Raw genomic sequence first — 13728 nt, 5'->3', positions numbered from 1 at the left:
GATGCTTTTTGAGTAGATAAGCCAAATGATTTCTTGCCATGGCCAGTGCAGCTGTCAACTATTTTAAGCGAGCATCTTTATATAATTTAGATGTTGCAAAATCGCTATCAAAACTTACGATGATAAATTGATTTGATGTTGCATATTCCTAAGCGGTAGAACCTAAAGATATTTTCAATTGAATTTGTCCAATTTACATTGAAGATGGGGAAGGGAAATTTAATATTTCAGTAAATACGATTGCATTTGGTTTTGTATTACTTTTCGGTCAGCTAACTTTTTAATTAAAAAATGAAAAAAATATTAATTCTCTCTCTATTGCTGTTCACCGCAATTACTGTCGCTCAGGATACGGTTACAGAAAATGAAGATCTCAAAAGAACAAATGAGATTACCACTAACCTTCTTGATCTTGTCATTGCTGGGTCATTTAATGTCAACTATGAGCGGCTATTGCCCAGTAATCAATCCATACTTGTAGGTGTTACCGCCTTTGACACCTATGGTTATTATGATGCAGGCTACCTAGAGGAAAGCAGTGCTATAAGTTTGCGCGCTGCATATCTAATTTACTTTTCTAAAGTAAAGGATCATTATGGTTTCTATTTCTACCCAGCGTTAAAAGCACGAACAGGAGATGTGACTGTTGATGATGGATTTTATTCTTATGATAATAATGGAGATTTGATCTCTAGAGATAATACATATAAGTACGATATTGGAGGTTTTTCAGCCGGTTTTGGATTAGGTCACAAATGGCTTTTTGCAGATAAATTCTCTTTAAGTCTAAATGGTGAAATTTTCAGAGCTTTGGGGAATGTTCCAGAAGACAAATACGGCGATCTAGGTGCTGTAGAGCCTAGATTTGGAGTTAATTTTGGCTATAGATTTTAAGTTTGAGGTGTAAAAGTCTCATGCTGTTCGCTTTCTAAAATCACTTTTCAAATGGCTATCGAGACTCCACTTGTTTAGCTTATAATGAGTGCCTCTCCTTATCTCAATTGGGTTTGGCGTACAAGGAACGTTTCAACTTCTTACAAACTAAAAAAGACCACAATTCGTGGTCTTTTTAATGTGAGAAATCGTGTTAGGTTCGCTTTCGCGAAAGCGAAATGCTATTAAAAATCAAATTTATAAACAGCACCAGCCATAACTTGTAGATCCTGAACTGGATAATCCAAGTAGTACTGATAATTACCGCCAGTCAAATTATTACCTCGTAAAAAAGCAGTAAGCTTTGAATTGATTTTATAATTCACATCTAGATTTAAATCAATAAAGGAATCGAGAGACTCTACACCGAAACCGTTGCGATACACATCGCGCTCCCCCACCAAGTAAACTGTGGTTCCTACATCAATTTTATCGTTGATTTGATAAGTCCCGACGATATCTGCTGTAAATTCAGGAAGTTGCGAGGCCGTGTTCTCAAAATTAGGCCCATTAGTCACCTCGTAAGTCATGCTTCTTCCAGTGACTGTTAAATTGAACTTAGAACTGACATCCACACTTAAAGACCCACCAAAGAAGGTGGTTTCTAAATCACCATATTGCGTATAAAAGACATTCCCTAAAGTGGCGCCTTCATTTACAATCAAAACTCTACCCACATCTTTTGTATAGAAGTAACGATCGTTCTCCTTTTTGTACCCACCGAATACTTTATATCCGAAATTATTAGAAATTTTACCTTTCAATCCTAACTGGGCGTCAATAGTTCTATTGGTAGGCTGGATATCGATTGCAGGAGCTAAGAACACATTTTCATCTGCAAACTGTTGTAAGCTGTTCATATCTCTTCCTCCTAAGATTTGAGTGTATGCAATTACCTGATCTTCTAACAACCTGTAACTCGCGTTGATATCTGGATAAAACTTAAAATCTCCCTCATTGGATTCGAGATCAGTTAGATAATTTACATGGACACCTAATTCTAATTTATAATTGTCGTCGTATAAATTGATTTTAGGGTTTAGTCCTGTGCTAACATATGAATAATCTGTCTGTGCTGGACGCAAGCCTTGAGTATCAAAAGTCCCAGCCAGATAATCGACCTCAAGACCTAGACTAACTTCCGTTCCTTCTATGTCAAATCCTAATTTAGGGAGTAATCTGGCTCTGTATTCGCTTGCGTCTTCACTAGTTGAAGTTCCAGTCAACTTTAATTCTAATTCTTTAAAAACAGAATCAAAGAAATCCACATTCCCTCCTAAACCGTAAGATAAATAGCTGATATCAACGTCTGTATCTTGCGGATTAGTCATTACTAATTGCGCATTCAAGGGCTCATAAATACCGTACCAATTCGCTTTTTGATAGCGTGCGCCACCTGTGATTCCAAAACTTGCATTTTTAGAACGATGTCCATAAGAAAGATCGAGTGCTGTATCCAGGTAAGAATCGTCTAACATAACCTCATCAATACCGCCTAATGAAGAGTTGTGATTTAAGAAGATCCCAAAATCGCTATCACGATCTACTTCAATATTACCAGCAAATTCAGCAACTATGTTTCCATAATTACCAAATCCTAATCGAGCATAATTGTCATAGTACTGTGGGCGTTGTCTAGGCTTCAATCGAGAAAGCTTCCCTTTTGCTGGAGTAAATGTTGACGCCACAGGTACTGAAAAGATGCTGTAAGTGACCGCTTTCTTCTGAATCTTTGTGGTATCGTTTAATTGAGGCAGGCTCTTTACTTTAAACGCGTCTGCCACTGAAGGGTCGTAAGCTTTCACTACCGTGATGGTACCGCCATTCAATCGATCTTCCTCTTCCTTAGTTTGAGCAAAAAGTACCGCGCCAGTAAATAGCAAGGCAACTGCTGTCGTTATATATCTAGAGTTCATATACATTCTTAATTGTTTGATGGTACTATGGATGAGTTGGTTTTAGCTTGTACGCTTTTAATGCGTGCCAGTTCTGTTTTAGCTTGTTCAACAATTTCAGGGTATTGCGAGAAATTGTCAATTACACCCTGCAATAGAGTTACGGCATTCAAGGTCTGCTTAGTGGCATCATAACTTTTTGCCATGACCACAAGCCCTCTCGCGCTCCATAGTTTGTAACTTCCATAGTTTTTTGACAAGTTTTGAACTGTTGCGATAGCCTGATCGTGCTTGCCTTCTTGGTTTTCAAAATAGGCTTTGTAAAAAGTAGCTTCCGCAGCTATGGCACCGCTAGAGTTTTTCAACACGTCTGCATAGGCTTTTTTTGCAGCTGCCATGTCATTGCGCTTAAAAGAGCTGCGTGCAATGATCACTTGAGCATCAGCACGAACCGTATCATCTGTATTGCTATCCCCTAACACCTTATTGGCATAATTGACCGCCTTGTCAAACTGTTCGGTTTCATAGTAAGCTTTCATCAAGTTGGATTGTGCATAAGCTCTGTTTTGTGGAAAATCTGCCGTTGCTTCCAGTTTGATTAGTATGGGTATCGCTTTCGCGAAAGCGGACTTTCTATCCCCACCATCGCTCACCGCATCATTGAGTAATATCTCGCCCAGTCTTGCCAAAGCCTGCTCTGAATACTCACTGCGCTCGCGGTCTGCCACATATTGATAATGCGGGATGCTCGCACTCTTATTGCCTTCAGAAAAATAGGCTTGTGCCAGATTGAAATGTGCCTGCAACGCATACTTCCCGTTAGGAAATTGCTTTAAATACTTCTCCAGTTCTCGAGTCGCGCTGCTCATGTTCCCTTGTAGAAAAGGACGTTCTGCACTTTCATAGGCCGTATCATCCAGCTCAGAATCTGTTACATCAACAAAATCTAAACCTCGCACCCACTGGGCATAATCAGCTGTTTTTCCTTGATCAATATATACCAATCGAGCACTGCTCACCGCTTCCACGGCTTGGGGCGTTCCCGCATATTTAGAAGCTACCTGTTTGAAAACAGTCAAAGCTTCATCAAGTCGATTGTCATTGTAAAACTGTAAACCTTTACGCATCATTGCCGGAGCAGTATAACGGCTGTCTGGAAACTCCCTAATCAAGCGGTCATAAGTCTGGATACCGCTAGATACCTTATTAGTATTGATGTAGGTATTTCCTAATTCATACAACACATCGTCCCGATATTGGGATGATTTGAAATTGTCTAGAAAAGTGTTTAATTCCTGAATCTTGCTATCCACTCGATCTATAAATCCATAAGACATCGCCTTCTGGAACGTAGCATAATCTGCACTGGCGCCACCCATTTTGATAGACTGGTTATAGGATTCAATCGCTGGCCAGTATTTTTTTGAGACAAAGTTGGCATCACCTATTCTCATATAGGCATCATTAGTACGAACTCTGTCGCTGGATTTCTGAGCTACAAAACGTTCCATAGCATTGATACTGGAAGTGTAATTTTTAAGTTTGAAGTAGGTGTACCCCATATCATAATCCAGTAAATCATCCTCTTCAATTGACGCCGAAATATTTTTGACACGTTCAAACTCTGCTAACGCACCATTGAAATCATTGAGCTGGTATAAAGTTTCTGCTTTCCAAAACCTCGCTTTCTTCTCCAGGTTTTTTTCTTCTAGATTTTTGATGGCTTTGTCTAAATTTTCTTTGGCTCCTTGATAATCACCACTAGTAAATAAATTTAAACCATGGTAAAGAGTGACTTTACCATACACGTTTTCGTTGCCACGTATCCTACCATCCTCTAACAAGGCTATGGCTTCTCCGTAATTTTTAGAAGTGAAATAAGAATCGATGAGCAATTTGTTCATCTCATCCTTATTATCTGCTTTTGGATAGGTCTCTATGTAATTAAGGATTACTGCAGGGACACTTTCATAAGGATTCCCATTTTCATAACTCAGCTTTGCATAATTGTACATCGCATCTTGAGTAATTTGCTCATCCAATGCAATTTCACTCGCTTTTTTGAAAGCATTGAGTGCATCCTCCCCACGATTGAGCTTGATGTAGCTTTGACCTAAATGATAATAGGCATTTTGAGCTGTAGTATTCTCGCCGTCGATAATTTTATTAAAAGTCTCTACCGCATTTTCAAAATCTCCCAACTTGTAATAAGTATAACCCAACTGATAGTAGTCGTTATTATTCCACTTACCACGAGTTCCTTGATATTTTTGCAGGTATGGTAATGCTTCTTGATACTTGCCTTGATTGAAGAGCGATTGACCAATAATACGATTGAGTTCTGATTGTTCTTGGCGATTAGAGGTAGGCATTTGCTTTTCAGCAAGTGCTATGGCTTCCTCAAACCTACCAAGTTTGTAATTCAAATCTGCTTGATAATAGGAGAGCTTAGCATCTGTTTCTGGGGCTTCTTCTACCTCGCTAAAAAGTTCATCTGCCGTTTCCAGATCGTCACCCTCATAGGCGATGTATCCTAAGTAATATTTTGCTTTAGATCCGTATTCTGGATCATCGCTCACTCGATTCAAAAAAGGCTTTGCCTCGTCAAACTTGTTACTTTGCACTAGGGTATATCCTGTATTGAAATAGTACCGAGTCTTTTGTTCTCTAGATAGGTTTTTCTCATCCACCTTTTCATACCATTGGGATGCCTTGCGGTAATTCCCGCTCTCAAAATAATAATCGGCCACATCAATAAAAGCGCTGTTGCGTTTTGTAGAGGTAGGGTATTGCTCTACAAAATCTTCTACCATTTGATCTGCATTGCGCTGGCTCAGACGCACGGCACAGTTTGCCGCATAGTAAGCAGCATTTCCTTTGATGGTCTCATCCTCTGCTTGCTCCACTACTTTTTCAAATAGACGTTGCGCAGCGATGTATTGATCTTCCTGGTATAAATCCACTGCAGTGTTGTAGTTGCGCAGATGATCTGTAAATATCTTAGACTGTTGAGCCAGACCTGTAGAAACGGCGCTTAAAAGAAGTGCCGCGGTAAATGCCAATTTCCTCATGTGAACTTTAGTTTGTCAGTAGGTAAATTTAAATTCCAACATCTCACTAACGGCAGATTTACCAATTAATTATACGCTAGGTTATCCACAGCTTTATGTATTTTTACCTTAAAATCTACTTTATGTCAAACCATGTGCTATCGCTATCTGATGTTGATATCTTTCAAATGGACAACCTAATCCTTAAAGATGTGAACCTTAACATTGATAAAGGCGAGTTTGTGTACCTAATTGGTAAAACAGGAAGTGGAAAGAGTTCCTTGATGAAAACGCTTTACGGCGACATTCCCTTGAAAAAAGGTAAAGGTAGCATTGTAGATTTTGATTTAGCCCGCTTACGCGAAAGCGAAATACCCTACCTGCGTCGCAAACTAGGAGTCGTCTTTCAAGATTTCAAGTTGCTTACAGATCGTACCATTCAAGATAATTTAAAGTTCGTTTTAAAAGCTACTGGTTGGAAGAATAAAACCGAAATGCAAGATCGCATCGATACCGTTTTAGACAAAGTCGGAATGAAAACTAAAGGCTTTAAATACCCACACGAACTTTCCGGTGGGGAACAACAACGGGTTGCCATCGCTAGGGCATTACTCAATGATCCCGAATTAATTATTGCAGATGAGCCTACCGGTAACCTAGACCCACAAACCAGTGTTGAGATTATGGAAGTTTTACAAACCATCAATAAAAATGGAAATACTATTTTGATGGCCACTCATGACTACGCGCTCATTTTAAAATACCCTTCTAAAACCCTTAAATGTGATGACGGCGAAGTCTTTGAAGTAGTTCAAAAGACTGTGTAATGTCACAGTTACACATCGTTAGTTTTGATATTCCTTATCCAGCTAATTACGGAGGAATTATCGATGTGTACCATCAGATTAAATGTCTTTCAGAAAAAGGTGTTCAAATTACGCTGCATTGTTTTCAATATGCGGGTAAAAAGCGCCAGCCTCATCTAGAAGAATTGTGCTCCAAAGTCTATTACTACAAAAGGAAAATAGGAGTTGCTGGAATATCCACTTCATTGCCCTATATCGTTTACTCCAGGCGTGACTCCTTATTACTAGATAGATTAACCCGGGCAGATGGCCCAATTATTTTTGAAGGTATTCATTGTTGTTATTATTTAAATCATCCATCGCTAAAGGATAAAACCAAAGTAGTTCGATGTATGAATATTGAGCATGAGTATTATAAAATGCTTTCTAGTCAGGCTTCTTTACCTAGCAAACTTTTTTTCAAAGAAGAAGCGAAACGATTGAAACGTTTTGAGCCTGTGTTGAAACACGCACAACATTTGCTTTCTATAAGTAGCCACGACCATAAGCACTTTCAGGATCAGTTTAAAACACCATTAGTTACTAAAATCACTGCCTTTCACGGGAATAAACTTCAAGAATTAAAACCTGCGTTAGGATCCTACAGCCTTTTTCATGGGAGTCTAGATGTAATTGAGAACGAAAAAGCAGCGCTGTTTTTGATAAACGAGGTTTTTCTAAAGTTCGATTACCCTTTGATCATTGCAGGAAAAAATCCAACCCAAAAATTGATTAAAGCAGCTGAAATGAATTCGAACACGACATTGATAGCTAATCCTGACGTTGCGCAACTACAACAATTAATTTCCCACGCACAAATTCATTTGATGATGGCCACGCAAGCCAGCGGGCTTAAATTGAAATTGCTTACTTCGCTATTCAACGGAAGGCATGTGATCGCTAATCATAAAATGATGACTGAAAAGCAATTAGAGCCATTGGTAAGTATTGCTAGTTCACCGAGAGAATGGCAAGAAGCCATCCAAAGTTTATCTGTGAAAATATTTGATAAAGAAGACCAAGACCATAGAGCTAATAGCTTAAAAGATTTTACTGATGAATGCTCTATTTTAAAGTTAATGAAAACGCTTAATTTAGGGACATGAATATTTTAGTAATCCTTCCGGTTTATAATAAAGCCGCCACCCTTTCTCGAGCAGTAAACTCTGTTTTACAGCAAACCTATACTGATTATAAAATTTTGATTGTCGATGATGGATCTACTGATGCCAGTGCGAGCATTGCGCAAGACCTGAAGTCTGATGCTGTTGAAGTACTCGTTCAAAAAACCAATCAAGGAGTGAGTGCTGCTAGAAATATAGGATTAAACTACGCCCAAGAAAACAATTACACCTATGTAGCGCTACTGGATGCAGACGACTACTGGCAGCCCACACATTTGGATACGTTGATCAAGCTGACTCAAAGTTTCCCTAATGCTCGAGCTTTTGCTACGAACTATATTTTAAAACGCCCACGCAAAACCTACAAAACTAAATTCTCTAATCTGCTAGAAAATGAGCAGCAACAGCTAGAATTCTTTTTCACTAATAACTTTTTGAATCCTGTACTGCGTTGCTCTACCGTGATGGTAGAAACTAAGGCGTTAGAAACCATAGGTTTATTCAACAAGTCTTACACTCATTTTGAAGATATCGACTGGTTCATTCGCATTGGTATGAATGTCCCGGTAGCCTTTACTAAAAAAGTCACGGTATCTATTGACGAGACCGCTATGAATAGATCTGATCGTGTGGATATGAAGTTGCGACGTTTTCCTGACTTTAAGACCTACGATGGGAACGTTGAGAATCATGAAGGGTTGGGCAAATACTTGAGTTTAAACAGGTATGCCATTGCCCTTGCCTACCGCATGGAGAACGACATTAAAAATGCCACTCAATACAAGCAAGCGATCGAAATGGAACATTTGAACGGAAAGCAAACAAAATTGATCAATATGAGTCGATTACAGCTTAAATCGCTCAAAAAAACACAACGCGTTTTAGGAAATTTAGGTTTTCATTTAAGAGCTGGCGAGTAATTCAAATTCGCTCAATTCTCTAATGTAATCTTCCTCATCAAAATCGTGTGAGGCAATTGATAAACAAACCGCGCCGCTAGAAAAATCCTCTAATTCTCGCCAAAGCATCGTAGGAATTAATAATCCTTTGTCGGGTTTATTGAGCAAAATATTTTGCCATGATTTCCCATCATATAGCCTGACGGTAAAACTACCGCTCAAGGCGATCAATAAAGATTCGCATTGCTTGTGCGCATGACCACCTCTATGACTATCACTAGGCACATCATATAAATAATAGACTCGGCATGCCTTAAAAGGTATCGTGCCGCCTTCTATCACAGCAAGATTACCTCGTGGATCTGTAATTTTAGGAATGTCAATTAACTGATGCTTCATTTCTCAAATATACTATAGATCCAGATGGTGATTGCGATGGCTCTCAAAACCCCATAGGTAATCCTCAACGCCGTGACCAAAAACACGAGTCTTCCCAATTAATTCTTTCAAATTCCTTACATAACCCTTACGCCACAGGAACAGTGCATATTTCAATTGAAACCAACCAGCGGTGTAATAGTTGCGCCTGCCAGCAAGTGCCCCTCTGGCATAAATAACCCTATTGCTATCAGCATCGTCGCTACTGGTCGAGCGCTCGTGCGACACTATAGTATTTGGAATAAATTGAATTTGAACATTTTTATCAAGCGCGTCCATTAAAAAAATATGATTCTCGCTGTCTTGAAATTGCGCTCCTAATCCAAATCTGGGATTGTAACTTAATCCATTTTCTAAAATAGAGGACCGTTTTAGAGTAATTTCAGGAGAGAGGACTTTTTCAATTCGCTTTCGCGAAAGCGAACTTTCCACCTTCTCATAATTACGAACTAATTCCCCATTAGGATCAACCGTTTGAAATGTAAGTATAGCGGCATCTGATAAGGAATGTGCTTCGGCAATTTTCTGAAGCGAGCCTGGCATGATCACGCAATCGTCGTCCAGTATCCAGAGCAGGTCTTTTTGAGAGTGTTGTAGCCCTAGGTTTCTACTGCGGCTCAAACCATAATTAGGATCGTTAATAACTCTGATAGTCGAGATATCAGACGCTAATCGCTTTGTTTTACCTTGATTGACAACCACAATGTGCGCGGGAATCTCATGCAAAGGCTTCAAAAAAATAGCCTCCAAAAACAATAAATCCTCCCGATCCATGGTCGCGATGAGAATTTCAAGATCGTCTGTGGTGTAATTGCGCAAGGGCTTATCTTTATCCCAAAGGTACTTTTTATGCGCATTCTGCTGGTAGGCGAATACAGTAATTTCCACAATTCGCTCAAACATGGTCTGCAACTATTAGGTCACGAGGTGACTCTCGTGGGCGATGGTGATGGATTCAAAGATCTCCCGGTGGACGTTTTGGTCGCCAGTAATTACTACAGGCGCAATTGGTTTCGCGAAAAATTCAAAGTAGGCTGGTGGAAAGTAACTGGCCGCAATCTTGAAGATAATTTGAGGTTAGCACGCTTTCGCGAAAGCGAACACCTTCTCAAAGATTTTGACATCGTACAATTTATCAATTCAAATCCATTTGGCTGCGAACCTCCCGTGGAGCGGAAAATGCTGAAATATTTAGTACAAAATAATGGTCTCTGTTTTCTTGCAGCTTGCGGCGATGATTACCATTATGCAGATTACTTGACGACCCGGCATGATGGGTACAGCATTTTAGATGCTGTAAAGAGCGACCCTGCACTCCAACCTTTTTTAGGGCATACCTACAAATATTTAGGTGATGGATATCAAGCTAACTATCAGTGGTTATTAGATCGATGTGAGGCCATTATTCCTAGCAATACAGACTACGCCATGTCCTTGACCCAGCAACCGAAGGCAACAGAAATTATTCCTGCCGCCATTGACACTTCAAAATACGACCTGGAGCAAAACGAAAACCTATCAGTCATCCAGATCTTTCTAGGAATCAATCGACCCAATTACTGGAAAAAGGGTATTAATTACTTTGAAGAAGCACTCGAATTTATCAAGGCAAAATATGGTGCTAAAGTAAAAATCACGGTAGCTGAAAATTTACCCTATAAAGAGTATATGAAGCAATTTCAGGATGCTCACATTTTACTGGATCAAGTATTGAGTTATGATCAAGGTTATAATGCACTAGAAGCGATGCTGCGTGGCAAGGTTGTTTTTGCAGGAGCTGGAGACGCCTATCTAAATGCGCATGGGTTGTCAGAAGTGCCTGCTGTCGATGCTAAGCCTGACATTTCATATTTAGTAGATGAGCTATCGAGATTTATTGAAGAACCTCAATCCATACTTGAGATAGGCAAAAAGGCTCGAGCTCATGTCATCAACCTTCACGATTCAAGGAAGATAGCAGGCAAATATGAAGTGCTTTTTAAAAGCTAATTATTCAGATTATGAAGCAAACAAAAATTAGAGAATTATCCTCTAAGGTTCATTTATTACTTTTAGTGTTTGTTCTATTGAATTTCATAGCTAAAACTATGATTGGTGTGGGCTTGAACTATGAGTTGACATATTTCATAGTATTGTTAGTTTATATAAGCGGCACATTTCTCTTTTTCTGGAGTATCAAACCAATGAATAAAGTGATCATATATTATAGTTATTATATTATCACACCGGTATTGACTCTATGTTTTTGGTTGTTCGGCGGAGTGTTTTTTGGTCTTTTGACATCGATAACTCTTTACCCAATTTATCCGAATGAAATAAAGGCTGAAAACGAAAAAAATGTGATTTATTCAAAATATCAGGGTTTTATGGGCGCCTGTTGTTGTTATGAAGTGACTGAAAAGAAGTATTGGTTTTTGGAAGAGAAAAAAACAGAAATAAACCTAGAACAAGAAATTGATTTTACAAATGTCTCGGTTACATCTACAAAAAAAATTATTCAGTTGAAATTCCCGCTTAGTAAATACGATGAAGCAACAAAACGGTTTATAAAATCGGATTCAATAATTGAAATACAAACGAAATGAGATGCGTTGCCCAGATTACCTGAATATTAAATTTAATCTTAAGCCTAATTATGGCTTATAGGTTTGTTTATGAGTCTCCAGCAAGTCGGACATACATCTTCACTAATAAAATCGCGGAATTTTGATATGTATTAGCTGTTCGCTATTTATTCTTCCACTGGATATCAATCCCCTGAAAGTCTTCGGCTGCTTTTTCTTTAGCTTGTTTAGGAATCATGAATTCGTATTCTAGAACGATCTCTAGATCTTCATCAAAATAGAACAGCATGGTTTCTTCCCCTTCATAATCACAAACTGTCACTGCATGTACCTCATGAGAATTGAAGTAATCATCTTGAACACTTTGGGGGTCATTAAATTCAAAGTAATGCAATACTCGTGCGCCTTTAAAATAATTGAAATCTTCTAGATGTATTTGATCTGCCATGATGCAAAAATAGGTAGTTTAAAAGAAAGCCAGTCGGTTGGACTGGCTTTGCTTCATGTGATGTGTATTAAATCGATCGATTGGGATCAAACCCTTCTAACAACTGCGCCACTCGCTGAACAAACTGTCCACCTAACGCTCCATTAACCACTCTATGGTCATAACTGTGAGAAAGGAACATCTTCATGCGGATTCCTATAAAATCGCCTTGAGGTGTATCTACTACCGCTGGAACTTTTCTAATAGCTCCTAACGCTAGAATACCTACTTGAGGCTGATTAATGATAGGTGTTCCCATGATAGATCCAAAGGTTCCTACATTAGTAACGGTGTAAGTTCCTCCTTGTGTATCGTCTGGTTTTAGTTTCCCATCTCGAGCACGTCCAGCAAGATCATTTACAGCTTTTGCCATTCCTACTAAATTCAGTTGATCAGCATTCTTGATTACGGGAACAATAAGGTTACCGTCTGGTAAGGCAGCTGCCATTCCTAAATTGATGTTTTTACGTTTGATAATTTTATCACCATCTACAGCAATATTAATCATCGGGAAATCCTTAATGGCTTGTGCCACTGCCTCCATGAAAATAGGTGTAAATGTGAGGTTTTCTCCTTCTCTTTTTTGGAATGCTTCTTTATTTTTCTTTCTCCAATTCCAGATGTTCGTCACATCACATTCAATAAAACTTTGAACGTGAGCACTAGTTTGAACAGATGCTACCATGTGGTGAGAGATCAATTTACCCATGCGGGACATTTCAATAATCTCATCTTCACCGTTAACAGATACTGGTGTTGCTTTTGGTGCTTGTTTAGGTGCGGCACTATGACTTGGAGGTGCTGCTGGTGAAGAAGGTTGGGTAGAGCTTGTAACCACCTTCCCAATTTTTTTATCTTCTACAAATTGTAAAATATCATTTTTAGTTACTCTGCCATCCATACCCGTACCCTTAATGGATTCAAGTTCTGACAAAGAAATGTTTTCTTGCTTGGCAATATTCTTAACTAAAGGAGAATAAAAAGAATCGCTGGCTGAATAATCATTTTTACCCGCAGTTTCCTTTCCTTTCTCCATCTGCTCTTCAGCAGTTTTAGTGGCAGCCTCAGCATAGCCACTTGGAGCTTCATCTGCAACTTCTATAGTATCAACGTCATTAGATGCTGTTTCTTCAGAGCTTCCACCATCTGTTTCAATAATAGCTATGGTTTGACCTACTTGAACAACATCATCTACTTCAAATAGCACCTCAACCAACTTTCCATCAACCTCACTAGGCACTTCACTATCTACTTTATCAGTAGCGATTTCAAGTACCGGCTCATCCATCTCGATTGTATCGCCTACATTTTTAAGCCATGAGGTTATAGTAGCTTCTGCTACAGATTCTCCCATCTTAGGTAATTTCAATTCAAATCGAGCCATAATTGTATGTAACTATATCGTTTTCTTAAGAGTTGCAAAAGTAATAATTATCCGTTTGCTGATTACGGATATAGTATTAGAATAGGAATTATTTAGCATATGCTTGAAA

General features: G+C 38.9%; 12 protein-coding genes. 6 read left to right on the top strand and 6 right to left on the bottom strand.

The features are described from left to right. The first annotated feature begins 291 nt into the window (after nt 1-291). Nucleotides 292-894 carry a hypothetical protein gene (locus NMS_RS07315; RefSeq protein WP_041496116.1) on the top strand — a complete coding sequence of 201 codons (603 nt, stop codon included), beginning with the start codon at nt 292-294 and terminating at the stop codon, nt 892-894. A 224-nt stretch (nt 895-1118) separates the two neighbouring features. Here the strand turns inward: NMS_RS07315 and NMS_RS07310 are convergent, their stop codons facing one another. Next, nucleotides 1119-2849 (bottom strand): TonB-dependent receptor, encoded by a 1731-nt coding sequence (locus NMS_RS07310; protein WP_197539482.1) that lies wholly within the window; start codon nt 2847-2849, stop codon nt 1119-1121. An 8-nt stretch (nt 2850-2857) separates the two neighbouring features. Then, the gene (locus NMS_RS07305) at nt 2858-5899 is read right to left on the bottom strand and encodes a tetratricopeptide repeat protein (protein WP_041496114.1); all 3042 of its coding nucleotides are present in this window, start codon (nt 5897-5899) and stop codon (nt 2858-2860) included. Between the two features lie 122 nt (nt 5900-6021). Between NMS_RS07305 and NMS_RS07300 the strand changes: the two genes are divergently transcribed. Genes NMS_RS07300 through NMS_RS07290 form a run of 3 tightly spaced genes read left to right on the top strand, consistent with a single transcriptional unit; the run spans nt 6022 to nt 8767 of the window. Next, a complete protein-coding gene (locus tag NMS_RS07300; RefSeq protein WP_041497563.1) occupies nt 6022-6705 on the top strand; it encodes a cell division ATP-binding protein FtsE in 684 nt (227 codons plus the stop codon). Beyond that, complete coding sequence (locus NMS_RS07295; RefSeq protein ID WP_041496113.1) at nt 6705-7829, top strand: glycosyltransferase family protein; 1125 nt, start codon at nt 6705-6707, stop codon at nt 7827-7829. Before NMS_RS07300 ends, NMS_RS07295 begins: the two co-directional genes overlap by 1 nt. Next, nucleotides 7826-8767: a glycosyltransferase family 2 protein gene (locus NMS_RS07290; protein WP_041496112.1), complete on the top strand. Its 942-nt coding sequence runs from the start codon at nt 7826-7828 to the stop codon at nt 8765-8767. The genes NMS_RS07295 and NMS_RS07290 overlap by 4 nt, the downstream gene beginning before the upstream one ends. Here NMS_RS07290 and NMS_RS07285 read toward each other — a convergent pair. Together NMS_RS07285 and NMS_RS07280 are read right to left on the bottom strand one after the other, a co-directional pair. Next, the gene (locus NMS_RS07285) at nt 8750-9145 is read right to left on the bottom strand and encodes a sugar 3,4-ketoisomerase (protein ID WP_041496111.1); all 396 of its coding nucleotides are present in this window, start codon (nt 9143-9145) and stop codon (nt 8750-8752) included. The two genes, NMS_RS07290 and NMS_RS07285, sit on opposite strands and share 18 nt — an antisense overlap. A 12-nt stretch (nt 9146-9157) precedes the next feature. Next, nucleotides 9158-10003 carry a glycosyltransferase family 2 protein gene (locus NMS_RS07280; RefSeq protein ID WP_158448968.1) on the bottom strand — a complete coding sequence of 282 codons (846 nt, stop codon included), beginning with the start codon at nt 10001-10003 and terminating at the stop codon, nt 9158-9160. Between the two features lie 30 nt (nt 10004-10033). Between NMS_RS07280 and NMS_RS07275 the strand changes: the two genes are divergently transcribed. Next, nucleotides 10034-11173: a glycosyltransferase family protein gene (locus NMS_RS07275; RefSeq protein WP_041496109.1), complete on the top strand. Its 1140-nt coding sequence runs from the start codon at nt 10034-10036 to the stop codon at nt 11171-11173. Between the two features lie 11 nt (nt 11174-11184). After that, entirely contained in the window at nt 11185-11769 is a 585-nt protein-coding gene (locus NMS_RS07270; protein ID WP_041496108.1) for a hypothetical protein, read from the top strand. A 142-nt stretch (nt 11770-11911) separates the two neighbouring features. Here the strand turns inward: NMS_RS07270 and NMS_RS07265 are convergent, their stop codons facing one another. Continuing rightward, nucleotides 11912-12196, bottom strand: a complete 285-nt coding sequence (locus NMS_RS07265; protein WP_041496107.1) for a hypothetical protein — start codon at nt 12194-12196, stop codon at nt 11912-11914. 67 nt (nt 12197-12263) lie between these two features. Next, complete coding sequence (locus NMS_RS07260) at nt 12264-13619, bottom strand: dihydrolipoamide acetyltransferase family protein (protein WP_041496106.1); 1356 nt, start codon at nt 13617-13619, stop codon at nt 12264-12266. Between the last annotated feature and the right edge of the window lie 109 nt (nt 13620-13728).

The organism is Nonlabens marinus S1-08 (genome assembly GCF_000831385.1).
In the GTDB taxonomy this organism is placed as follows: domain Bacteria; phylum Bacteroidota; class Bacteroidia; order Flavobacteriales; family Flavobacteriaceae; genus Nonlabens; species Nonlabens marinus.
Note: the sequence above shows the minus strand (reverse complement) of the source record. Positions and strands in the feature narration are given on the sequence as shown.

Excerpts from the sequence above, each read along its gene's own strand:
- NMS_RS07315 (WP_041496116.1), top strand. The coding sequence starts at position 292 with ATGAAAAAAATATTAATTCTCTCTCTATTGCTGTTCACCGCAATTACT.
- NMS_RS07310 (WP_197539482.1), bottom strand. The coding sequence starts at position 2,849 with ATGAACTCTAGATATATAACGACAGCAGTTGCCTTGCTATTTACTGGC.
- NMS_RS07305 (WP_041496114.1), bottom strand. The coding sequence starts at position 5,899 with ATGAGGAAATTGGCATTTACCGCGGCACTTCTTTTAAGCGCCGTTTCT.
- NMS_RS07300 (WP_041497563.1), top strand. The coding sequence starts at position 6,022 with ATGTCAAACCATGTGCTATCGCTATCTGATGTTGATATCTTTCAAATG.
- NMS_RS07295 (WP_041496113.1), top strand. The coding sequence starts at position 6,705 with ATGTCACAGTTACACATCGTTAGTTTTGATATTCCTTATCCAGCTAAT.
- NMS_RS07290 (WP_041496112.1), top strand. The coding sequence starts at position 7,826 with ATGAATATTTTAGTAATCCTTCCGGTTTATAATAAAGCCGCCACCCTT.
- NMS_RS07285 (WP_041496111.1), bottom strand. The coding sequence starts at position 9,145 with ATGAAGCATCAGTTAATTGACATTCCTAAAATTACAGATCCACGAGGT.
- NMS_RS07275 (WP_041496109.1), top strand. The coding sequence starts at position 10,034 with ATGCGCATTCTGCTGGTAGGCGAATACAGTAATTTCCACAATTCGCTC.
- NMS_RS07270 (WP_041496108.1), top strand. The coding sequence starts at position 11,185 with ATGAAGCAAACAAAAATTAGAGAATTATCCTCTAAGGTTCATTTATTA.
- NMS_RS07265 (WP_041496107.1), bottom strand. The coding sequence starts at position 12,196 with ATGGCAGATCAAATACATCTAGAAGATTTCAATTATTTTAAAGGCGCA.
- NMS_RS07260 (WP_041496106.1), bottom strand. The coding sequence starts at position 13,619 with ATGGCTCGATTTGAATTGAAATTACCTAAGATGGGAGAATCTGTAGCA.